Annotated in this window: 30 protein-coding genes; all 30 read left to right on the plus strand. The window is 57.6% G+C overall.

What is annotated here, in order from left to right:
- Positions 1-108 precede the first annotated feature (108 nt).
- Positions 109-480 (plus strand): 30S ribosomal protein S12, encoded by a 372-nt coding sequence (rpsL, locus tag JZX89_RS10145; protein WP_003507760.1) that lies wholly within the window; start codon positions 109-111, stop codon positions 478-480.
- 78 nt (positions 481-558) lie between these two features.
- Positions 559-1,029, plus strand: coding sequence for a 30S ribosomal protein S7 (gene rpsG, locus JZX89_RS10150; protein WP_149901719.1), 471 nt, complete (start codon positions 559-561; stop codon positions 1,027-1,029).
- A 34-nt stretch (positions 1,030-1,063) separates the two neighbouring features.
- Positions 1,064-3,163 carry an elongation factor G gene (gene fusA, locus JZX89_RS10155; protein ID WP_149901720.1) on the plus strand — a complete coding sequence of 700 codons (2,100 nt, stop codon included), beginning with the start codon at positions 1,064-1,066 and terminating at the stop codon, positions 3,161-3,163.
- A 66-nt stretch (positions 3,164-3,229) separates the two neighbouring features.
- A complete protein-coding gene (gene tuf, locus JZX89_RS10160) occupies positions 3,230-4,405 on the plus strand; it encodes an elongation factor Tu (protein WP_174373528.1) in 1,176 nt (391 codons plus the stop codon).
- A gap of 310 nt (positions 4,406-4,715) precedes the next feature.
- Positions 4,716-5,024 (plus strand): 30S ribosomal protein S10, encoded by a 309-nt coding sequence (gene rpsJ / locus JZX89_RS10165; protein ID WP_003495158.1) that lies wholly within the window; start codon positions 4,716-4,718, stop codon positions 5,022-5,024.
- A gap of 168 nt (positions 5,025-5,192) precedes the next feature.
- Positions 5,193-5,834, plus strand: a complete 642-nt coding sequence (gene rplC / locus JZX89_RS10170) for a 50S ribosomal protein L3 (protein WP_149897259.1) — start codon at positions 5,193-5,195, stop codon at positions 5,832-5,834.
- Between the two features lie 12 nt (positions 5,835-5,846).
- The gene (rplD, locus tag JZX89_RS10175; RefSeq protein WP_010971963.1) at positions 5,847-6,467 is read left to right on the plus strand and encodes a 50S ribosomal protein L4; all 621 of its coding nucleotides are present in this window, start codon (positions 5,847-5,849) and stop codon (positions 6,465-6,467) included.
- Complete coding sequence (locus tag JZX89_RS10180) at positions 6,464-6,757, plus strand: 50S ribosomal protein L23 (protein WP_003495178.1); 294 nt, start codon at positions 6,464-6,466, stop codon at positions 6,755-6,757. The genes rplD and JZX89_RS10180 overlap by 4 nt, the downstream gene beginning before the upstream one ends.
- Positions 6,758-6,800: 43 nt before the next feature.
- A complete protein-coding gene (gene rplB / locus JZX89_RS10185) occupies positions 6,801-7,637 on the plus strand; it encodes a 50S ribosomal protein L2 (protein WP_003507771.1) in 837 nt (278 codons plus the stop codon).
- A 15-nt stretch (positions 7,638-7,652) separates the two neighbouring features.
- On the plus strand, positions 7,653-7,931 hold the full coding sequence (rpsS, locus tag JZX89_RS10190; RefSeq protein ID WP_149897260.1) for a 30S ribosomal protein S19: 279 nt from the start codon (positions 7,653-7,655) through the stop codon (positions 7,929-7,931).
- A gap of 2 nt (positions 7,932-7,933) precedes the next feature.
- The gene (gene rplV, locus JZX89_RS10195) at positions 7,934-8,323 is read left to right on the plus strand and encodes a 50S ribosomal protein L22 (RefSeq protein WP_149897261.1); all 390 of its coding nucleotides are present in this window, start codon (positions 7,934-7,936) and stop codon (positions 8,321-8,323) included.
- On the plus strand, positions 8,323-9,054 hold the full coding sequence (gene rpsC, locus JZX89_RS10200) for a 30S ribosomal protein S3 (protein ID WP_003516138.1): 732 nt from the start codon (positions 8,323-8,325) through the stop codon (positions 9,052-9,054). The genes rplV and rpsC overlap by 1 nt, the downstream gene beginning before the upstream one ends.
- A gap of 38 nt (positions 9,055-9,092) precedes the next feature.
- A complete protein-coding gene (rplP, locus tag JZX89_RS10205; protein ID WP_006313973.1) occupies positions 9,093-9,506 on the plus strand; it encodes a 50S ribosomal protein L16 in 414 nt (137 codons plus the stop codon).
- 12 nt (positions 9,507-9,518) lie between these two features.
- A complete protein-coding gene (gene rpmC, locus JZX89_RS10210; RefSeq protein ID WP_003495193.1) occupies positions 9,519-9,719 on the plus strand; it encodes a 50S ribosomal protein L29 in 201 nt (66 codons plus the stop codon).
- An 11-nt stretch (positions 9,720-9,730) separates the two neighbouring features.
- On the plus strand, positions 9,731-9,967 hold the full coding sequence (gene rpsQ / locus JZX89_RS10215; protein ID WP_006313974.1) for a 30S ribosomal protein S17: 237 nt from the start codon (positions 9,731-9,733) through the stop codon (positions 9,965-9,967).
- Positions 9,968-10,201: 234 nt separating this feature from the next.
- A complete protein-coding gene (rplN, locus tag JZX89_RS10220) occupies positions 10,202-10,570 on the plus strand; it encodes a 50S ribosomal protein L14 (RefSeq protein WP_003495199.1) in 369 nt (122 codons plus the stop codon).
- Positions 10,571-10,582: 12 nt separating this feature from the next.
- Complete coding sequence (rplX, locus tag JZX89_RS10225; protein WP_149897262.1) at positions 10,583-10,891, plus strand: 50S ribosomal protein L24; 309 nt, start codon at positions 10,583-10,585, stop codon at positions 10,889-10,891.
- Positions 10,884-11,438 (plus strand): 50S ribosomal protein L5, encoded by a 555-nt coding sequence (gene rplE, locus JZX89_RS10230; RefSeq protein ID WP_149897263.1) that lies wholly within the window; start codon positions 10,884-10,886, stop codon positions 11,436-11,438. Before rplX ends, rplE begins: the two co-directional genes overlap by 8 nt.
- Positions 11,439-11,471: 33 nt before the next feature.
- A complete protein-coding gene (gene rpsN, locus JZX89_RS10235; protein ID WP_003495202.1) occupies positions 11,472-11,777 on the plus strand; it encodes a 30S ribosomal protein S14 in 306 nt (101 codons plus the stop codon).
- A 12-nt stretch (positions 11,778-11,789) separates the two neighbouring features.
- Entirely contained in the window at positions 11,790-12,188 is a 399-nt protein-coding gene (gene rpsH / locus JZX89_RS10240; RefSeq protein WP_149897264.1) for a 30S ribosomal protein S8, read from the plus strand.
- Positions 12,189-12,230: 42 nt separating this feature from the next.
- On the plus strand, positions 12,231-12,764 hold the full coding sequence (rplF, locus tag JZX89_RS10245) for a 50S ribosomal protein L6 (RefSeq protein ID WP_006313979.1): 534 nt from the start codon (positions 12,231-12,233) through the stop codon (positions 12,762-12,764).
- A gap of 12 nt (positions 12,765-12,776) precedes the next feature.
- Positions 12,777-13,139, plus strand: coding sequence for a 50S ribosomal protein L18 (gene rplR, locus JZX89_RS10250; protein ID WP_046798170.1), 363 nt, complete (start codon positions 12,777-12,779; stop codon positions 13,137-13,139).
- 120 nt (positions 13,140-13,259) lie between these two features.
- On the plus strand, positions 13,260-13,829 hold the full coding sequence (rpsE, locus tag JZX89_RS10255; protein ID WP_149897265.1) for a 30S ribosomal protein S5: 570 nt from the start codon (positions 13,260-13,262) through the stop codon (positions 13,827-13,829).
- An 11-nt stretch (positions 13,830-13,840) separates the two neighbouring features.
- A complete protein-coding gene (rpmD, locus tag JZX89_RS10260) occupies positions 13,841-14,047 on the plus strand; it encodes a 50S ribosomal protein L30 (RefSeq protein WP_003495212.1) in 207 nt (68 codons plus the stop codon).
- A 16-nt stretch (positions 14,048-14,063) separates the two neighbouring features.
- Positions 14,064-14,543: a 50S ribosomal protein L15 gene (rplO, locus tag JZX89_RS10265; protein WP_046798172.1), complete on the plus strand. Its 480-nt coding sequence runs from the start codon at positions 14,064-14,066 to the stop codon at positions 14,541-14,543.
- A 334-nt stretch (positions 14,544-14,877) separates the two neighbouring features.
- Positions 14,878-16,218 (plus strand): preprotein translocase subunit SecY, encoded by a 1,341-nt coding sequence (gene secY / locus JZX89_RS10270; protein ID WP_149897266.1) that lies wholly within the window; start codon positions 14,878-14,880, stop codon positions 16,216-16,218.
- Positions 16,215-16,805 (plus strand): adenylate kinase, encoded by a 591-nt coding sequence (locus JZX89_RS10275; RefSeq protein ID WP_149897267.1) that lies wholly within the window; start codon positions 16,215-16,217, stop codon positions 16,803-16,805. Before secY ends, JZX89_RS10275 begins: the two co-directional genes overlap by 4 nt.
- Before the next feature lie 307 nt (positions 16,806-17,112).
- Positions 17,113-17,481 carry a 30S ribosomal protein S13 gene (gene rpsM / locus JZX89_RS10280; protein ID WP_003507791.1) on the plus strand — a complete coding sequence of 123 codons (369 nt, stop codon included), beginning with the start codon at positions 17,113-17,115 and terminating at the stop codon, positions 17,479-17,481.
- A gap of 138 nt (positions 17,482-17,619) precedes the next feature.
- Positions 17,620-18,009, plus strand: coding sequence for a 30S ribosomal protein S11 (gene rpsK, locus JZX89_RS10285; RefSeq protein ID WP_003495225.1), 390 nt, complete (start codon positions 17,620-17,622; stop codon positions 18,007-18,009).
- 195 nt (positions 18,010-18,204) lie between these two features.
- Complete coding sequence (locus tag JZX89_RS10290) at positions 18,205-19,215, plus strand: DNA-directed RNA polymerase subunit alpha (protein ID WP_003495228.1); 1,011 nt, start codon at positions 18,205-18,207, stop codon at positions 19,213-19,215.
- Positions 19,216-19,239: the final 24 nt, after the last annotated feature.

Here is a 19,239-nt window from a genome sequence, read left to right on the forward strand (position 1 = left end):
GATCGGGCCACGTTTTGCGCATGAGGATATATGCGTGCGTCGTCGCCGGCAACGGCATAGCCGCCACCCGTTCGGGTGGCTAAAGTAGTTTTTGCAAGGGATGGTTATATGCCTACCGTAAACCAGCTGATCCGTAAGCCCCGCCAGGCACAGGTAAAGCGCAACAAGGTTCCTGCTCTTCAGGAAAACCCGCAGAAGCGTGGTGTTTGCACCCGCGTTTACACGACGACCCCGAAGAAGCCGAACTCGGCTCTGCGTAAGGTTGCCAAGATCCGCCTCACCAACGGCTTCGAAGTCATCGGCTACATTCCCGGCGAAGGTCACAACCTTCAGGAACACTCCGTTGTCATGATCCGCGGCGGCCGCGTAAAGGACTTGCCAGGCGTTCGTTACCACATCATCCGTGGTGTTCTCGATACCCAGGGCGTCAAGAACCGCAAGCAGCGCCGCTCCAAGTACGGTGCGAAGCGTCCGAAGTAATTCGGGTTTAAACAAATTCCGGCGCTGCGCGAGGTTCTCCGCGTGGTAAAGCGTCAATAACATTGAGAGACAAAGAATATGTCCCGTCGCCATAGTGCAGAAAAGCGTGAGATCAACCCGGACCCGAAGTTCGGCGATCTGATCGTCACCAAGTTCATGAACGCCATCATGCTTCACGGCAAGAAGTCGGTCGCAGAAAGCATCGTTTACGGCGCGTTCGACGTCGTTCAGGGCAAGACGAAGCAGGAGCCGCTCGGCATCTTCCATTCCGCCCTCGACAACGTTGCTCCGCATGTTGAAGTGCGTTCGCGCCGCGTTGGTGGTGCTACCTATCAGGTTCCGGTCGACGTTCGTCCCGAGCGCCGTCAGGCTCTGGCCATCCGCTGGCTGATCATTGCTGCGCGCAAGCGCAACGAAACGACCATGGTCGATCGCCTTTCCGGCGAACTCATGGACGCTGCGAACAACCGCGGTTCTGCTGTCAAGAAGCGCGAAGACACGCACAAGATGGCCGACGCCAACCGCGCATTCTCGCATTACCGCTGGTAATCTTAAACGGTCGCATATCGAAAGGCAGTCCATTATGGCTCGCGAATATAAAATCGAAGACTACCGCAATTTCGGTATCATGGCGCATATCGACGCCGGCAAGACGACGACCACCGAGCGTATCCTCTACTACACCGGTAAGTCGCACAAGATCGGCGAAGTTCATGATGGCGCAGCCACGATGGACTGGATGGAGCAGGAGCAGGAACGTGGTATCACCATCACGTCCGCTGCGACCACGACCTTCTGGAAGGGTCGCGACGGCAAGATGCGCCGTTTCAACATCATCGACACCCCCGGCCACGTTGACTTCACCATTGAAGTTGAGCGTTCGCTGCGCGTTCTCGACGGTGCGATTGCCCTTCTCGACGCCAACGCCGGTGTTGAGCCGCAGACGGAAACCGTCTGGCGTCAGGCTGAGAAGTACAACGTTCCGCGTATGATCTTCTGCAACAAGATGGACAAGACCGGTGCTGACTTCTACCGCTCGGTAGAGATGATCAAGACCCGTCTCGGCGCCATCGCTGTCGTCATGCAGCTGCCGATCGGTGCGGAAACCGAGTTCAAGGGCGTTATCGATCTGATCGAGATGAACGCACTCATCTGGCGCGACGAGTCGCTCGGCGCCCAGTGGGACGTCGTCGAGATTCCGGACGACATGAAGGCCAAGGCTGACGAATATCGCGAAAAGTTGATCGAGACCGTTGTCGAAGTCGACGAACAGGCGATGGAAGACTACCTGAACGGCATCATGCCCGACAACGACAAGATCCGTGCGCTCGTTCGTCGCGGCACCATCGATGTGAAGTTCCACCCGATGTTCTGCGGCACCGCGTTCAAGAACAAGGGCGTTCAGCCGCTTCTCGACGCCGTTTGCGATTACCTGCCTTCGCCGATGGACATTCCTGCGATCAAGGGCATCGACTTCAAGACCGAAGCCGAGATTGAGCGTCACGCTGACGACAGCGAGCCGCTTTCCATGCTCGCGTTCAAGATCATGAACGACCCCTTCGTCGGTTCGCTGACCTTTGCCCGCATCTACTCGGGCAAGCTCGAAAAGGGTACGTCTGTCATCAACACGGTCAAGGACAAGCGTGAGCGCGTCGGCCGTATGCTGCAGATGCACTCCAACTCGCGTGAAGACATCGAAGAAGCCTTTGCCGGCGACATCGTTGCTCTGGCCGGCCTCAAGGAAACCACCACTGGCGATACGCTCTGCGATCCGCTGAAGCCGGTTATCCTCGAGCGCATGGAATTCCCCGAGCCGGTCATCCAGATCGCGATCGAGCCGAAGACCAAGGGCGACCAGGAAAAGATGGGCCTCGCGCTCAACCGCCTGGCTGCTGAAGATCCTTCGTTCCGTGTCAAGACGGATGAAGAATCCGGTCAGACGATCATCGCAGGCATGGGCGAACTTCACCTCGACATTCTCGTTGACCGCATGCGTCGCGAGTTCAAGGTTGAAGCAACCGTCGGCGCGCCGCAGGTTGCCTATCGCGAAACGATCACCCGTCAGCACGAAGAAGACTACACGCACAAGAAGCAGTCCGGTGGTACCGGTCAGTTCGCGCGCGTCAAGATCATCTTCGAACCGAACCCTGACGGTGAAGACTTCAAGTTCGAATCCAAGATCGTCGGCGGTGCTGTTCCGAAGGAATACATCCCGGGCGTTCAGAAGGGCATCGAAAGCGTTCTGTCTTCCGGTCCGCTCGCTGGCTTCCCGATGCTCGGCGTCAAGGCGACGCTGATCGACGGCGCATACCACGACGTTGACTCCTCGGTTCTCGCCTTCGAAATCGCATCGCGTGCCTGCTTCCGTGAAGCAGCAAAGAAGGCTGGCGCACAGCTTCTCGAGCCGATGATGAAGGTCGAAGTCGTCACCCCTGAAGATTACGTCGGTGACGTGATCGGCGATCTGAACTCGCGTCGCGGTCAGATCCAGGGCCAGGAATCGCGTGGCATCACGATCGTCATCAATGCGCATGTTCCGCTCGCGAACATGTTCAAGTACGTGGATAACCTGCGCTCCATGTCGCAGGGTCGCGCTCAGTACTCGATGACGTTCGATCACTATTCGCCGGTTCCGTCGAACGTGGCGCAGGAAATTCAGGCAAAGTACTCCGGTCAGAAGTGATCGGGGTACGCCCCACCAGAGATTTGAAGATTATTCCCGTCAAGGGACAAGAATGGAGAGCCACTAATGGCAAAGAGCAAGTTTGAGCGCAATAAGCCGCACGTCAACATTGGCACGATCGGTCACGTCGACCACGGCAAGACGTCGCTGACTGCTGCGATCACGAAGTATTTTGGCGAGTTCAAGGCGTATGACCAGATCGACGCTGCGCCTGAAGAAAAGGCTCGCGGCATCACGATCTCGACGGCCCACGTCGAATATGAAACGCCTGCCCGTCACTACGCGCACGTCGACTGCCCCGGCCACGCCGACTACGTGAAGAACATGATCACCGGTGCTGCCCAGATGGACGGCGCGATCCTGGTTTGCTCGGCCGCCGACGGCCCGATGCCGCAGACCCGCGAGCACATCCTGCTCGCCCGTCAGGTTGGTGTTCCGGCGATCGTCGTGTTCCTCAACAAGGTCGACCAGGTTGACGACGCCGAGCTTCTCGAGCTCGTCGAGCTTGAAGTTCGCGAACTTCTGTCGTCCTACGACTTCCCGGGCGACGATATTCCGATCGTCAAGGGTTCGGCACTTGCCGCTCTTGAAGATTCCGACAAGAAGATCGGTGAAGACGCAATCCGCGAGCTGATGGCCGCTGTTGACGCCTACATCCCGACGCCTGAGCGTCCGATCGACCAGCCGTTCCTGATGCCGATCGAAGACGTGTTCTCGATCTCGGGCCGTGGTACGGTTGTGACGGGTCGCGTTGAGCGCGGTATCGTCAAGGTTGGTGAAGAAGTCGAGATCGTCGGCATTCGTCCGACCTCGAAGACGACGGTTACCGGCGTTGAAATGTTCCGCAAGCTGCTCGATCAGGGCCAGGCCGGCGACAACATCGGTGCGCTGGTTCGCGGCGTTACCCGTGACGGCGTTGAGCGTGGTCAGATCCTGTGCAAGCCGGGTTCGGTCAAGCCGCACAAGAAGTTCATGGCAGAAGCCTACATCCTGACGAAGGAAGAAGGCGGCCGTCATACGCCGTTCTTCACGAACTACCGTCCGCAGTTCTACTTCCGCACGACGGACGTTACCGGTATCGTTTCGCTGCCGGAAGGCACGGAAATGGTTATGCCTGGCGACAACGTCACGGTTGAAGTCGAACTGATCGTTCCGATCGCGATGGAAGAAAAGCTGCGCTTCGCTATCCGCGAAGGCGGCCGTACCGTCGGCGCCGGCATCGTGGCTTCGATCGTCGAGTAATTTCGACTTTTAAAATTCGCTCCGACGGCGGTGTCACAAACACCGCCGTCGGGCTTTTGACAAAAAGCCTGGCGGCGTTGCATTTTTAGTGCTTGAAAAATTCGGTGAAAGCGCGTAAACGCGCACTCACACTCCCCGCTGGATTCGCAAGCAACTGCGAAACGCGGTGTTTTAGCAATACAGACTACTGAAATGATTGGGGTGCGAGGCGCATCTCTCTCGATTTTTGAAAATCTGCGGCGCCACGATCAATAGAAGTTCATGTGTTTCCGCGTGCGGAAACGAATAACAAAGAACAAGGACAAGACGAATGACCGGCCAGAATATCCGTATCCGCCTCAAGGCGTTCGATCACCGGATCCTCGATGCCTCTACCCGTGAAATCGTGTCGACCGCAAAGCGCACCGGCGCCAGCGTTCGCGGCCCGGTTCCACTCCCCACACGCATCGAAAAGTTTACCGTCAACCGCTCTCCTCACGTTGACAAGAAAAGCCGTGAACAGTTCGAAATGCGGACGCACAAGCGTCTTCTCGATATCGTTGACCCCACCCCGCAGACTGTCGATGCTCTTATGAAGCTCGACCTCGCTGCTGGCGTTGACGTGGAAATCAAGCTCTAAGACCCGGCCCGACCCATCCTTGGTGAGGGCTGAAATAACAAGGAAGGTACGTGGAGAAATCCAACGACTTCCAAACCGGAGACCGGAAACATCGTGAGATGTCGAAGGGCACTCCTTAACAAAGGCCAGAGAGGGTTTTCCCTTCAAGGCTCGCAAGAGGATGAACCAATGCGTTCAGGTGTGATTGCACAGAAAGTGGGTATGACACGCGTCTATAACGACGCAGGTGAACATATCCCCGTAACAGTATTGCGACTGGATAACGTACAAGTCGTTGCCCAGCGCACGGAAGACAAGAATGGCTACACCGCAGTTCAGCTCGGTGCCGGCCAGTCCAAGGTCAAGAACACGACGAAGGCGCTTCGCGGTCATTTTGCCGCTGCCAATGTCGAACCGAAAGCTAAGCTCGTCGAGTTCCGGGTTTCCCCCGAGAACCTGATCGACATCGGTGCAACACTGACCGCAAATCATTTTCAGAACGGCCAGCTGGTCGACGTTACTGGAACCACGATCGGTAAAGGTTTTGCCGGTGCTATGAAGCGTCACAACTTCGGTGGTGGCCGCGCTTCGCACGGTAACTCCGTATCGCACCGTGCACACGGTTCGACCGGTAACAACCAGGATCCGGGCCGCGTCTGGAAGGGCAAGCGCATGGCTGGTCATATGGGCCAGACGCGCGTTACGACCCAGAACCTCGAAGTCGTTTCGACTGATGAAGACCGTGGCCTCATCCTTGTTAAGGGTGCAGTTCCCGGTTCGAAGGGTTCCTGGATCATCGTCCGCGACGCCGTCAAGTCGGCTGCGAAGTAAGGGAGCCTTATCATGGAATTGAACGTCAAGACCCTCGAGGGAAAAGACGCCGGCAAGGTTTCTCTGTCGGACGAAATTTTCGGCCTCGATCCCCGCCAGGACATCCTGGCCCGTATGGTTCGCTGGCAGCTTGCAAAGAAGCAGCAGGGAACACACAAGACGAAGAACCGGTCGGAAGTTTCCCGCACCGGTGCGAAGATGTACAAGCAGAAGGGTACGGGCCGCGCTCGTCACCATTCGGCTCGCGCACCGCAGTTCCGCGGCGGCGGCAAGGCCCACGGCCCGGTCGTTCGCAGCCACGCCCATGACCTTCCCAAGAAGGTTCGTGCGCTCGCTCTGCGTCACGCCCTGTCTGCAAAGCTGAAGGCAGAAGAACTGATCATCGTCGATCAGCTCGTTGCATCTGAAGCAAAGACCAAGGCTCTGCTGGGCAGCTTCGCTTCGCTTGGCCTGACCAACGCTCTGGTTATCGGTGGCGCTGAACTTGATGGCAACTTCAAGCTCGCAGCCCAGAACATCCCGAATGTGGACGTTCTGCCGGTACAGGGCATCAATGTTTACGACATCCTGCGTCGTGGCAAGCTGGTGCTTTCCAAGGCTGCTGTAGAGGCTCTGGAGGAGCGGTTCAAATGACGGATCTTCGCCACTACGATGTGATCGTATCTCCTTCGATCACGGAAAAGTCGACGCTGGTCTCCGAACAGAACCAGGTCGTATTCAACGTCGCCAAAAGCGCTTCCAAGCCTGAAATCAAGGCTGCCGTGGAAGCTCTCTTCGGCGTCAAAGTCACGGCTGTGAACACGCTTATCCGCAAGGGTAAGACCCGTCGTTTCCGTGGGTTCGCCGGTAAGCTTAAGGACGTCAAGAAAGCCGTCGTTACGCTCGCCGAAGGTCAATCCATCGACGTGTCCACCGGACTCTAAAGGTTAGGCCCAAGCGGGCAAAGACCCAAAAGGGAACAATAAAATGGCATTGAAAAGTTTCAATCCGACCACGCCGAGCCAGCGCCAGCTGGTTATCGTGGACCGCGCTTCGCTCTACAAGGGCAAGCCGGTAAAGGCTCTGACCCAGGGCCTCAGCTCCAAGGGTGGCCGCAACAACCAGGGCCGGATCACCGTCCGGTTCCAGGGTGGCGGTCACAAGCGGACCTACCGTCTGGTGGATTTCAAGCGTCGCAAGTTCGACGTTGAAGGCACCGTTGAACGTTTGGAATACGACCCCAACCGCACCGCGTTCATCGCGCTGGTTACGTATACCGACGGCGAACAGGCTTACATTCTCGCGCCACAGCGTCTTGCTGCTGGTGACAAGGTAATCGCCTCCGACAAGGCAGTGGACGTGAAGCCCGGCAACACCATGCCGCTTCAGTACATTCCGGTCGGTTCGATCATCCACAACGTCGAGATGAAGCCAGGTAAAGGCGGTCAGATTGCCCGCTCCGCCGGTACGTATGTCCAGCTCGTCGGCCGCGATGCCGGTATGGCCATCCTGCGTCTCAACTCGGGCGAACAGCGTCTGGTGCACGGCTCTTGCCTCGCATCGATCGGCGCTGTTTCGAACTCGGATCACGGCAACATCAACGACGGCAAGGCTGGTCGTTCGCGTTGGCGTGGCAAGCGTCCGCACGTTCGCGGCGTCGTCATGAACCCGGTCGACCACCCGCACGGTGGTGGTGAAGGTCGCACGTCGGGTGGTCGCCACCCGGTTACTCCGTGGGGCAAGCCCACGAAGGGCAAGCGCACCCGTTCGAACAAGTCGACCGACAAGTTCATCATGCGCTCGCGCCATCAGCGTAAGAAGTAAGAGAGGTAGTCACTAATGGCTCGTTCAGTATGGAAAGGTCCGTTTATTGACGGCTATCTTCTCACCAAGGCTGAGAAGGTGCGCGAGAGCGGACGTAATGAAGTAATCAAGATCTGGAGCCGTCGCTCCACGATCCTGCCGCAGTTCGTCGGTCTGACGTTTGGCGTGTACAACGGCAGCAAGCATGTGCCCGTCTCGGTCAACGAAGACATGGTCGGACACAAGTTCGGTGAATTCTCTCCGACGCGGACCTACTACGGTCACGGCGCGGACAAGAAGGCAAAGAGGAAGTAATCATGGCGAAGGCTAAGACCGAACGCCGGCTGAAGGACAATGAGGCTCAGGCCATTGCCCGCACGCTCCGCGTCAGCCCCCAGAAACTGAACCTGGTTGCCGCTCTTATCCGTGGCAAGAAGGTTGATCGCGCTCTCGCAGAGCTCGAATTCTCCCGCAAGCGCATTGCAGGCACCGTCAAGAAGACGCTGGAATCTGCAATTGCCAATGCGGAAAACAACCATGACCTCGACGTTGACTCTCTCGTCGTCGCCGAGGCCTATGTTGGCAAGTCCATTACCATGAAGCGTTTTCACGCCCGTGGCCGTGGTCGTGCGTCCCGCATTGAAAAGCCGTTCTCTCACCTCACGATCGTTGTTCGTGAAGTTGAAGAAAAAGGGGAGGCCGCATAATGGGTCAGAAAATCAATCCGATCGGCTTCCGCCTCGGCATCAACCGTACCTGGGATAGCCGCTGGTACGCTGACACCGCAGAATACGGCAAGCTGCTGCATGAAGATCTGAAGATCCGGGCTTACCTGATCAAGGAACTCAAGCAGGCCGGTATCGCCAAGGTGGTCATCGAGCGTCCGCACAAGAAGTGCCGCGTTACGATCCACTCGGCTCGTCCGGGTCTCATCATCGGCAAGAAGGGCGCGGACATCGAGAAGCTTCGCAAGAAGCTTTCCGAGATGACCAACTCCGAAACGCACCTCAACATCGTTGAAGTGCGCAAGCCGGAAATCGACGCAACTCTGGTTGCCCAGTCGATCGCCCAGCAGCTCGAGCGCCGCGTGGCTTTCCGCCGTGCGATGAAGCGTTCGGTTCAGTCCGCAATGCGTCTTGGCGCCGAAGGCATCAAGATCACCTGCGGCGGCCGTCTCGGCGGTGCTGAAATCGCTCGTACCGAATGGTATCGCGAAGGTCGCGTTCCGCTGCACACGCTGCGTGCGGATATCGACTACGGCACGGCTGAAGCGGAAACCGCATTCGGCATCTGCGGCATCAAGGTCTGGATCTTCAAGGGCGAAATCCTTGAGCACGATCCGATGGCTTCTGAGCGTCGCGGTCTCGAAGGCGATGCTCAAGGCCCTGCAAGCCGTGAGCGTGGCGATCGTCCCGATCGTCGTCGCGAAAACGCTTGATTGACGCTGGCGAAAGATAAGCTCGGAGAAGTAAGAAAATGTTGCAGCCAAAGCGTACTAAGTACCGTAAGCAGTTCAAGGGACGCATCAAGGGCGTCGCCAAGGGCGGCTTTGACCTGGCATTCGGTGAATTCGGCTTGAAGTCGCAGGAACCGAACCGCGTGAATGCACGCGAGATCGAAGCGGCCCGCCGCGCGATCACGCGTTACATGAAGCGCGCAGGTCGTGTGTGGATCCGCGTATTCCCCGACGTTCCGGTAACGGCAAAGCCGACCGAAGTTCGTATGGGTAAGGGCAAGGGTTCGGTCGAATACTGGGCATGCAAGGTCAAGCCCGGTCGTATGATGTTCGAGATCGACGGTGTTACCGAGGAGATCGCCCGTGAGGCGCTTCGTCTCGGCGCTGCCAAGCTCTCGGTCAAGACGCGCTTCGTACAGCGCATCGCAGAGTAAGGAGCAAGGCACATGAAAGCCGATGAAGTTCGCGGCCTCAGCGCCGACCAGCTCAAGGACAAGCTCGCCGATCTGAAGAAGGAGCAGTTCAACCTGCGCTTCCAGAAGGCGACCGGCCAGCTGGAGAAGTCCTCGCGCATCAACGAAGTCCGCAAGGACATCGCCCGCGTTAAAACCATTGCCCGCCAGAAGGCGGCAGAAGCCAAGGCCTAAGGAAAAATAATATGCCGAAACGCATTCTGCAGGGCGTCGTAGTGTCCGACAAGAACGAGAAGACTGTCGTGGTCCGGGTTGAGCGTCGATTCGCTCACCCGCTCATGCAAAAGACCGTTCGTCGTTCGAAGAAGTACAAGGCACACGACGAAAACAATCAATACAAGGTCGGCGATGTCGTTTCCATCGAGGAATGCGCACCGATCTCCAAGGACAAGCGCTGGACGGTTGTTGCCGCCCAGGCTTAATTTCATCAGAATCGCGCCAGGCATCTTGTACTTGGCGCGAATTCCTGTATGAAGCACCGCAAGGACGCTCGTGAATCGAGCGTCTTTTGCTTTGATGCGCACGGAAGGTCCCTCGGGAAACCACCCTGTCACGATTTTTCCGCGCAAAAAAAGAGATATTCATAAGCTGGGGCAGGGGGCTCACTCGAGAGAGTTTGCCCAACCGTTCCGGTAACAACAAGAAGGCGACCTGACATGATTCAGATGCAAACAAACCTCGACGTGGCGGATAATTCCGGCGCACGTCGTGTCATGTGCATCAAGGTGCTGGGCGGCTCGAAGCGCAAATATGCTTCTGTTGGCGACATTATTGTCGTTTCCATCAAGGAAGCTATTCCGCGCGGCCGCGTCAAGAAGGGCGATGTGATGAAGGCGGTTGTCGTGCGCACCGCCAAGGACATCCGTCGCGCTGACGGCAGCGTCATCCGTTTCGATAACAACGCAGCCGTTCTTATCGACAACAAGAAAGAGCCCATCGGCACCCGTATCTTCGGACCGGTTCCGCGCGAACTTCGCGCCAAGAACCATATGAAGATCATCTCGCTGGCTCCGGAAGTACTGTAAGGAGCAATTGCGATGCAGAAAATTCGTAAAGGCGACAAAGTTGTCGTATTGACCGGTAAGGACAAGGGCCGTACCGGCGAAGTAATCCAGGTTATGCCGAAAGAAGACCGTGCCGTTGTGCGTGGCGTAAACATGGTGAAGCGTCACCAGCGCCAGACCCAGGGCCAGGAAGCCGGCATCATCAACAAGGAAGCATCCTTGCACATCTCCAACATTGCCATCGCCGATAAGGATGGCAAGCCGACCCGCGTTGGCTTTTCTGTTGTAGACGGCAAGAAGGTCCGCGTGGCCAAGCGTTCGGGAGAAGTGATCGATGGCTGACAAGTACGAGCCGCGTCTCAAGGCGGAATACGTGTCGCGTATCCGTGACGCCATGCAGGAGAAGTTCTCCTACGCCAACGTAATGATGATCCCGAAGCTTGAAAAGATCGTGATCAACATGGGTGTTGGCGAAGCGACTGCCGATTCCAAGAAGCCGACCATTGCTGCCGGTGACCTGGCTGCGATTGCCGGCCAGAAGCCGGTCGTTACCCGCGCTCGTAATTCGATCGCTGGTTTCAAGCTTCGCGAAGGCATGCCGATCGGTGCGAAGGTTACCCTTCGTGGCGCACGCATGTATGAATTCCTTGATCGTCTGATCAACATCGCGCTGCCGCGCGTTCGCGACTTCCGGGGTCTGAACCCCAAGAGCTTTGACGGCCGTGGCAACTTCGCCATGGGCATCAAGGAACACATTGTGTTCCCTGAGATCAACTACGATAAGGTTGATCAGATGTGGGGCATGGACATCATCGTTTGCACGACGGCGACGTCGGACGACGAAGCTCGGGCTCTGCTTACAGAGTTCAACTTCCCGTTCCGTCACTAACCGTAACGACGAGCGTAGAAAAGGAACTCCGATATGGCGAAAACAAGCGCAGTTGAAAAGAACAAGCGCCGCCGCAAGTCGGTCGCCCAGCAGGCTACCAAGCGTGCTGCACTCAAGGCGATCGTAATGAACCAGTCCCTTCCGATCGAAGACCGGTTCAAGGCCACTCTGAAGCTCGCTTCGCTGCCGCGTGACGGTTCGAAGACGCGTATCCGCAACCGCTGCGAAGTAACGGGCCGTCCGCGCGCGTTCTATCGCAAGCTCAAGATGTCGCGTATCGCGCTTCGTGAGCTGGGCAATTCCGGCAAGGTGCCGGGCATTGTCAAGTCGAGCTGGTAAGGAGACGGGCACATGACCATGACTGATCCTTTGGGTGATATGCTCACCCGCATCCGCAATGGTGCCGCTCGCCGCAAGTCTGCGGTCAGCACGCCTGCTTCCAGCCTCCGCGCACGCGTTCTCGACGTGCTGCAGGCTGAAGGCTACATTCGCGGTTATTCCAAGGTCGATTTCGAAAACGGCAAGTCCGAATTCAGCATCGAACTGAAGTACTACGAAGGCGCGTCCGTGATCCGTGAGATCGGCCGCGTTTCCAAGCCGGGCCGCCGAGTCTATGTCTCGGTAAAGTCCATTCCGCAGGTCGCGAACGGCCTCGGCATCACCATCCTTTCGACTCCGAAGGGTGTGATGGCCGATCACCAGGCTCGCGAACAGAACGTTGGTGGCGAGGTTCTTTGCTCGGTCTTCTAAGATCGAGCACGGATCTCCATAACGAACAGACAGGATTGAACAATGTCTCGTATCGGTAAAAAGCCCGTTCCGGTTCCCGCAGGTGTGACGGCCAATGTCGACGGCCAGAAGGTCACTGCGAAGGGCCCGAAGGGTGAACTGTTTTTCGTCGCTAACGACGATATTCAGCTGAAACTCGAAGATAACGGCGTTTCCGTAACGCCGGCCAATGGCACCAAGGAAGCTCGCTCGAAGTGGGGCATGTCCCGCACGATGATCGAGAACATCTTCAAGGGTGTTAAGGACGGTTACGAACGCAAGCTCGAAATCAACGGCGTTGGTTATCGTGCCGCTCTGCAGGGCAAGAACCTGCAGCTGGCGCTCGGTTTCTCCCACGACGTGGTTTACGAGCCGCCGGTCGGCATCACCATTGCCGTGCCGAAGCCGACGGAAATCATCGTTTCCGGTATCAACAAGCAGCAGGTCGGTCAGGTAGCCGCGGAAATCCGCGAATACCGTGGTCCCGAGCCCTACAAGGGCAAGGGCGTGAAGTACGCTGAAGAGCGTATCGTCCGCAAAGAAGGCAAGAAGAAGTAAGGATCACGCGAAATGGCTAGCAGGAAAGAAGCACTTGCACGTCGCGCGAGCCGTGTGCGCCGCCAGATCAAGGCGGTTGCCAATGGCCGCCCGCGCCTGTCGGTTCATCGCTCGTCGAAGAACATCTACGCCCAGATCATCGATGATGTTGCTGGCAAGACGCTTGCGTCTGCCTCCACGCTCGAAGCCGATCTGCGCGGCTCGCTCAAGACCGGCGCCGACGTTGCTGCGGCATCCGTCGTGGGCAAGCTGGTTGCCGAGCGGGGCGTCAAGGCTGGCGTCAAGGATGTTGTATTCGACCGTGGCGCGTTCATCTATCACGGCCGCGTCAAGGCCCTGGCAGATGCTGCCCGCGAAGGCGGTCTGAACTTTTAATTTTTATTCCGCCCGGACAACGATCCGGGCGGAATTTCACCGGACCATGCGGGTCTCTTCATCGAGGCCGGTGGTCTTTTCGTTTGCCGTTCCACCCGTAAAAGAAAAAGGACAAGGACAATGGCACAGGAAAAAAGAGGTTCTCGCGACGATCGCCAGAACCGCGAAGAACGCGATAGCGAATTCGTCGACAAGCTGGTCGCGATCAACCGCGTTGCAAAGGTTGTTAAGGGTGGCCGTCGCTTCGGCTTCGCCGCTCTCGTTGTTGTCGGCGACCAGAAGGGCCGCGTTGGCTTCGGTCACGGCAAGGCTCGTGAAGTTCCGGAAGCGATCCGCAAGGCAACTGAAAGCGCAAAGCGCGATCTGATCTTCGTTCCGCTGCGCGATGGCCGCACGCTGCATCACGACGTCAATGGCCGTCACGGCGCAGGCAAGGTTCTGCTGCGTTCGGCCAAGGCCGGTACCGGTATCATCGCCGGCGGTCCGATGCGTGCTGTTTTCGAAACGCTGGGCGTTCATGACGTCGTTGCGAAGTCGACCGGTTCCTCGAACCCTTACAACATGGTTCGTGCAACGTTCGACGCTCTGAAGCATCAGGTTCATCCGAAGGACATCGCTGCACAGCGCGGTCTGAAGTTTGCGACCCTTCAGGCTCGCCGCGCCGCGTCCGGCAACGCTTCTGAAGAATAAGGAGCTGGATCATGGCCAAGAAAACTACTGAAGCCAAGAAGACTGTCACGGTCGAACAGATCGGCAGCCCTATTCGCCGCCCGGCAATCCAGCGTCAGACGCTGGTCGGTCTGGGTCTCAACAAGATGCATCGTCAGCGCACCCTGGAAGATACTCCGGCGGTTCGCGGCATGATCCGTGCGGTCCAGCATCTCGTTCGCGTCGTTGACGAGAAGTGAGACGGAGTAACCTATCATGAAACTCAATGAAATCAGAGACAACGAAGGCTCCTCCAAGGACCGTATCCGCGTAGGTCGCGGTATCGGTTCTGGCAAGGGCAAGACCGGTGGTCGCGGTGTGAAGGGTCAGAAGGCTCGTTCGGGCGTCGCCATCAACGGCTTCGAAGGCGGTCAGATGCCAATCTACCGTCGTCTGCCGAAGCGCGGCTTTAACAACATCTTCGGTTCCGAATATGCTGTTGTGTCGCTCGGCCGCATTCAGACCGCCATCGACGCCAAGAAGCTCGACGCTTCCGCAACGATCGATGCTGCTGCTCTCAAGGCAGCCGGCGTCATCCGCCGCGTCAAGGACGGCGTTCGCATTCTCGCCGACGGCGAGCTGAAGGCCAAGGTTGCCTTCGAAGTTGCCGGTGCTTCCAAGCCCGCACTCGAAAAGATTGAGAAGGCCGGCGGCTCTATCAAGCTTCTCGTGGTTGCAGCCGAAGCTTCCGAGTAATATATAGACTTCAGGCGCCCGGGGCTTCGTGCTCCGGGCGTCTGCGCTCCCTGGCTTATGTTGCTTTCGATCTAAATCGATTTAGAGATGCATCATGGCAAACTCTTCGCGGTGCAGCTGTTATGCGCGCCGCTTGCGGCATAAAGTGCTGCAGGGAGAGCCTCACAGTTCTTGAACTTCCGTAGGGGAGGGGATAGGACATAAAAAAACAGGGTGAGGCATGATGGCGGCGCAGAGCCGTGTTCGTCCGAAGCCCGGTTTTTGAACCGGTATCTTTTAGACCTTTCCGCATCGGTCGGTTTTGCTGGCTGGCAAGGGTCATTCGGAGAAATTTATGGCGTCCGCAGCGGAACAACTGGCTTCGAACCTGAATTTTTCGACCTTCGCTAAGGCGGAGGATCTGAAAAAGCGTCTCTGGTTTACTCTTGCCGCACTTCTCGTCTACCGTCTTGGCACCCATATTCCGCTTCCGGGCCTGAACCCCGAAGCCTATGCGCAGGCCTTCCAGGGCCAGGCCAACGGTATTCTTGGTCTTTTCAACATGTTTGCGGGTGGCGCTGTCGAGCGCATGGCGATCTTCGCCCTCGGCATCATGCCTTACATCTCCGCTTCGATCATCGTGCAGCTCATGACCTCGGTCGTGCCCTCGCTCGAAGCGTTGAAGAAGGAAGGCGAAGCCGGCCGCAAGATCATCAACCAGTACACCCGTTACGGCACGGTGCTGCTCGGCACGCTGCAGGCCTATGGCATTGCAGTCGGTCTTGAAAGCGGCAGTGGCCTTGTGGTCGATCCGGGCTGGTTCTTCCGCGTCTCCACCGTCATCACGCTGCTCGGTGGCACGATGTTCCTGATGTGGCTCGGCGAACAGATCACCTCGCGTGGTATCGGCAACGGTATTTCGCTTATCATCTTCGCGGGTATTGCCGCAGGCCTGCCCAAGGCGCTTGCCGGCACCCTGGAACTCGGCCGCACCGGTGCGCTGTCGACGCCGCTCATTCTCATGGTCGTCATCGTCGCCATCGGCGTTATCGCGCTGATCGTCTTTGTGGAACGCGCCCAGCGTCGCCTGTTGATACAATATCCGAAGCGACAAGTCGGCAACCGGATGTTCCAGGGCGATACCTCGCATCTGCCGCTGAAGCTGAACACCGCCGGCGTCATTCCCGCGATCTTCGCATCCTCGCTGCTGCTTCTGCCGGCGACGGCTGCCGGTTTCGCCGGAAACACCAATCTGCCGTCCTGGGCGACCGCGATCATTGCGTCGCTGCAGCACGGGCAGCCATTGTTCATGGCGCTCTACGGCCTGCTGATCGCGTTCTTCGCGTTTTTCTACACGGCTATCGTCTTCAATCCGAAGGACACGGCCGATAACCTCAAGAAGCATGGCGGCTTCATTCCGGGCATTCGTCCGGGTGAGCGCACCGCGGAGTACATCGATTACGTCCTGACCCGTATCACGGTGGTCGGCGCGGTTTATCTGGTCTTCGTGTGTATCCTTCCTGAGACACTTATCGCACGCACGGGCATTCCATTAGCCCTTGGTGGTACTTCGCTTTTGATCGTTGTCAGTGTAACTCTGGACACGGTTGCGCAAATTCAGGGTCACCTGATCGCGCAGCAATATGAAGGGCTGATCAAGAAGTCGAAGTTGCGTGGAGGAAAGAGGGGACGATGAGACTGATATTTTTGGGTCCGCCGGGTGCGGGCAAGGGAACCCAGGCCAAGCGGCTGACTGACAAGTACGGGATCCCGCAGCTTTCAACCGGTGACATGCTTCGCGCTGCGGTTAGCGCGGGCACCGAAATCGGCAAACGAGCCAAGGCCGTCATGGACGCCGGCGGGCTGGTTTCCGACGATATCGTCAATCAGATCGTTTCCGAACGCATCGAAGCGCCTGACTGTGCCAAGGGCTTTATTCTCGACGGCTATCCGCGCACCGTTCCGCAGGCCAAGGCGCTTGCCGAGAACATGCGCAAGAAGAATCTTGCCCTTGATGCCGTCATTGAACTGAAGGTGGACGAGGAGGCGTTGATTCGCCGAATCGAAAACCGCGTCGCGGAAACCATTGCCGCCGGCGGCACTGTTCGTTCGGACGATAATCCGGAAGCTTTCCGCAAGCGGCTGACGGAATATCGCGAGAAGACCGCGCCTTTGTCGAGCTATTACAGCGAACAGGGCGAGCTTGTGACGCTGGATGGCATGGCGGATGTCGATGCCGTGACCGAGGCTATCGAAAACGTCCTCGAAAAGGCCTCAGCCTGAAGGCTGGGGCGGGGTGGCAAAATCTGCTGGCGATTTTCGCCCGATTTGCCACTCTCATGATCTAGCTCATCCTTTGGATAGCAAAAGAATCTTGGCGGAGCCGGTTGCTTTTTTGCGCTGATTCCGTTAAACACCGCGTCAACTCGCGACATCCCAAGCGACTGGCGCGGATTTCCCTTAGGGAAGGGAGATCCGGGTACGGTCGTTTTGACCTGTCACGGACATCAATTTTGAACTGGCGGCCCTGTTGGTCGCTCGACTGGAATCACCACTTGCCGGATGGCAACTGGAACCAAGGAGAAAAGACGTGGCACGTATCGCTGGCGTCAACATCCCGACTGCGAAGCGCGTTGTTATTGCGCTGACCTATATTCACGGGATTGGTCCGAAATTCGCGCAGGAAATCATGGACAAGGTCGGTCTTCCGGCTGACAAGCGCGTTCATCAGCTGACGGATGCTGAAGTTCTTCAGATCCGCGAAGCCATCGACCGCGACTATCAGGTCGAAGGCGACCTTCGTCGCGACACGTCGATGAACATCAAGCGTTTGATGGACCTCGGCTGCTACCGCGGCCTGCGTCACCGTCGTGGCCTTCCGGTCCGCGGTCAGCGCACGCACACCAACGCCCGCACCCGCAAGGGTCCGGCGAAGGCTATCGCTGGTAAGAAGAAGTAATTTTCCGGTTCTCCGGAAAGGGGAGGCTGGTGCAGTCCGCGCCAGCCTTTCTGAGTTTGGCGTGAAGCCCGGATACGGGTCGATCGCCGGTGTAGCCGCTGGTGTTACGGCGGTGAAGAGATCAATGAAAGGTATACAATGGCCAAGGAAGCCGCACGCGTCCGTCGTCGCGAACGCAAAAATATCACGTCGGGCGTCGCGCACGTCAACTCGACCTTCAACAACACGATGATCACCATCACCGACGCACAGGGCAATGCCATTGCCTGGTCGTCTGCTGGTGCCAAGGGCTTCAAGGGTTCGCGCAAGTCGACCCCGTTTGCTGCCCAGATCGCTGCTGAAGATTGCGCGAAGAAGGCTCAGGAACACGGCATGAAGTCGCTTGAAGTTGAAGTTTGCGGTCCGGGTTCCGGCCGTGAATCGGCACTTCGCGCTCTGCAGGCTGCCGGTTTCATGATCACTTCCATTCGCGACGTGACGCCGATCCCGCACAATGGTTGCCGTCCGCGCAAGAAGCGCCGCGTCTGACGCGACCGTGGTTCGGAAATTCCGCCTTACCTCAGGTCTGGCGGAATTTTCGTGTATCTGGCGTGTGCGCGTCGATTTCGATCGACGGACTTGCGCTCAAGAACCCACTGATGAACCACTGAATTAGGTTCCTCTCGGTGTTTTCATGCTCGGTCCGTCACGATTGGATGGTGGCGGCGAACGGAAGGTTTAAAGATGATTCAGAAGAACTGGCAGGAACTTATCAAGCCGAACAAGGTCGAGTTCACCTCGTCCAGCCGCACCAAGGCAACGCTGGTTGCCGAGCCGCTGGAGCGTGGTTTCGGTCTTACCCTCGGCAACGCGCTGCGTCGCGTTCTGTTGTCTTCCCTGCGTGGCGCCGCTGTAACGGCCGTGCAGATCGACGGTGTCCTGCATGAATTCTCCTCCATCCCCGGCGTTCGGGAAGATGTGACGGATATCGTGCTCAACATCAAGGAAATCGCCATCAAGATGGATGGCGACGATTCCAAGCGCATGGTCGTGCGCAAGCAGGGTCCGGGTGCCGTGACTGCTGGTGACATCCAGACGGTTGGCGACATCGAGATCCTGAACCCCGACCACGTGATCTGCACGCTGGATGATGGCGCTGAAATCCGCATGGAATTCACCGTCAACAACGGCAAGGGTTACGTCCCGGCTGAGCGCAACCGCGCGGAAGATGCCCCGATCGGCCTCATTCCGGTGGACAGCCTCTATTCTCCGGTCAAGAAAGTGTCCTACAAGGTGGAAAACACCCGTGAAGGCCAGGTTCTCGACTATGACAAGCTGATCATGACGATCGAGACCAACGGTTCGGTTTCCGGCGAAGACGCCGTTGCCTTCGCCGCTCGTATTCTTCAGGACCAGCTGGGCGTCTTCGTCAACTTCGACGAGCCGCAGAAGGAAGCAGAAGAAGAATCGGTTACCGAACTCGCGTTCAACCCGGCGCTTCTCAAGAAGGTCGACGAGCTTGAGCTGTCGGTTCGTTCGGCAAACTGCCTGAAGAACGACAACATCGTGTACATCGGCGACCTGATCCAGAAGACCGAAGCCGAAATGCTCCGCACGCCGAACTTTGGTCGCAAGTCGCTGAACGAAATCAAGGAAGTTCTCGCTTCCATGGGTCTGCACCTCGGCATGGAAGTGCCGGCATGGCCGCCAGAGAACATCGAAGATCTCGCAAAGCGTTACGAAGACCAATATTAACAAGCAAAAAAGGCAGACCCTTTA

The organism is Agrobacterium burrii (genome assembly GCF_017313405.1).
GTDB classification, from domain to species: Bacteria; Pseudomonadota; Alphaproteobacteria; order Rhizobiales; family Rhizobiaceae; genus Agrobacterium; species Agrobacterium burrii.

Excerpts from the sequence above, each read along its gene's own strand:
- rpmD (WP_003495212.1), top strand. The coding sequence starts at position 13,841 with ATGGCCAAGAAAACTACTGAAGCCAAGAAGACTGTCACGGTCGAACAG.
- secY (WP_149897266.1), top strand. The coding sequence starts at position 14,878 with ATGGCGTCCGCAGCGGAACAACTGGCTTCGAACCTGAATTTTTCGACC.
- rplE (WP_149897263.1), top strand. The coding sequence starts at position 10,884 with ATGGCTGACAAGTACGAGCCGCGTCTCAAGGCGGAATACGTGTCGCGT.
- rplF (WP_006313979.1), top strand. The coding sequence starts at position 12,231 with ATGTCTCGTATCGGTAAAAAGCCCGTTCCGGTTCCCGCAGGTGTGACG.
- tuf (WP_174373528.1), top strand. The coding sequence starts at position 3,230 with ATGGCAAAGAGCAAGTTTGAGCGCAATAAGCCGCACGTCAACATTGGC.
- rpsK (WP_003495225.1), top strand. The coding sequence starts at position 17,620 with ATGGCCAAGGAAGCCGCACGCGTCCGTCGTCGCGAACGCAAAAATATC.
- rpsE (WP_149897265.1), top strand. The coding sequence starts at position 13,260 with ATGGCACAGGAAAAAAGAGGTTCTCGCGACGATCGCCAGAACCGCGAA.
- rpsC (WP_003516138.1), top strand. The coding sequence starts at position 8,323 with ATGGGTCAGAAAATCAATCCGATCGGCTTCCGCCTCGGCATCAACCGT.
- rpmC (WP_003495193.1), top strand. The coding sequence starts at position 9,519 with ATGAAAGCCGATGAAGTTCGCGGCCTCAGCGCCGACCAGCTCAAGGAC.
- rpsN (WP_003495202.1), top strand. The coding sequence starts at position 11,472 with ATGGCGAAAACAAGCGCAGTTGAAAAGAACAAGCGCCGCCGCAAGTCG.
- rplN (WP_003495199.1), top strand. The coding sequence starts at position 10,202 with ATGATTCAGATGCAAACAAACCTCGACGTGGCGGATAATTCCGGCGCA.
- rpsJ (WP_003495158.1), top strand. The coding sequence starts at position 4,716 with ATGACCGGCCAGAATATCCGTATCCGCCTCAAGGCGTTCGATCACCGG.
- rpsS (WP_149897260.1), top strand. The coding sequence starts at position 7,653 with ATGGCTCGTTCAGTATGGAAAGGTCCGTTTATTGACGGCTATCTTCTC.
- rplR (WP_046798170.1), top strand. The coding sequence starts at position 12,777 with ATGGCTAGCAGGAAAGAAGCACTTGCACGTCGCGCGAGCCGTGTGCGC.
- JZX89_RS10180 (WP_003495178.1), top strand. The coding sequence starts at position 6,464 with ATGACGGATCTTCGCCACTACGATGTGATCGTATCTCCTTCGATCACG.
- rplV (WP_149897261.1), top strand. The coding sequence starts at position 7,934 with ATGGCGAAGGCTAAGACCGAACGCCGGCTGAAGGACAATGAGGCTCAG.
- rpsL (WP_003507760.1), top strand. The coding sequence starts at position 109 with ATGCCTACCGTAAACCAGCTGATCCGTAAGCCCCGCCAGGCACAGGTA.
- fusA (WP_149901720.1), top strand. The coding sequence starts at position 1,064 with ATGGCTCGCGAATATAAAATCGAAGACTACCGCAATTTCGGTATCATG.
- rplD (WP_010971963.1), top strand. The coding sequence starts at position 5,847 with ATGGAATTGAACGTCAAGACCCTCGAGGGAAAAGACGCCGGCAAGGTT.
- JZX89_RS10275 (WP_149897267.1), top strand. The coding sequence starts at position 16,215 with ATGAGACTGATATTTTTGGGTCCGCCGGGTGCGGGCAAGGGAACCCAG.
- rplB (WP_003507771.1), top strand. The coding sequence starts at position 6,801 with ATGGCATTGAAAAGTTTCAATCCGACCACGCCGAGCCAGCGCCAGCTG.
- rpsG (WP_149901719.1), top strand. The coding sequence starts at position 559 with ATGTCCCGTCGCCATAGTGCAGAAAAGCGTGAGATCAACCCGGACCCG.
- rpsH (WP_149897264.1), top strand. The coding sequence starts at position 11,790 with ATGACCATGACTGATCCTTTGGGTGATATGCTCACCCGCATCCGCAAT.
- rplX (WP_149897262.1), top strand. The coding sequence starts at position 10,583 with ATGCAGAAAATTCGTAAAGGCGACAAAGTTGTCGTATTGACCGGTAAG.
- rplC (WP_149897259.1), top strand. The coding sequence starts at position 5,193 with ATGCGTTCAGGTGTGATTGCACAGAAAGTGGGTATGACACGCGTCTAT.
- rplO (WP_046798172.1), top strand. The coding sequence starts at position 14,064 with ATGAAACTCAATGAAATCAGAGACAACGAAGGCTCCTCCAAGGACCGT.
- JZX89_RS10290 (WP_003495228.1), top strand. The coding sequence starts at position 18,205 with ATGATTCAGAAGAACTGGCAGGAACTTATCAAGCCGAACAAGGTCGAG.
- rpsQ (WP_006313974.1), top strand. The coding sequence starts at position 9,731 with ATGCCGAAACGCATTCTGCAGGGCGTCGTAGTGTCCGACAAGAACGAG.
- rplP (WP_006313973.1), top strand. The coding sequence starts at position 9,093 with ATGTTGCAGCCAAAGCGTACTAAGTACCGTAAGCAGTTCAAGGGACGC.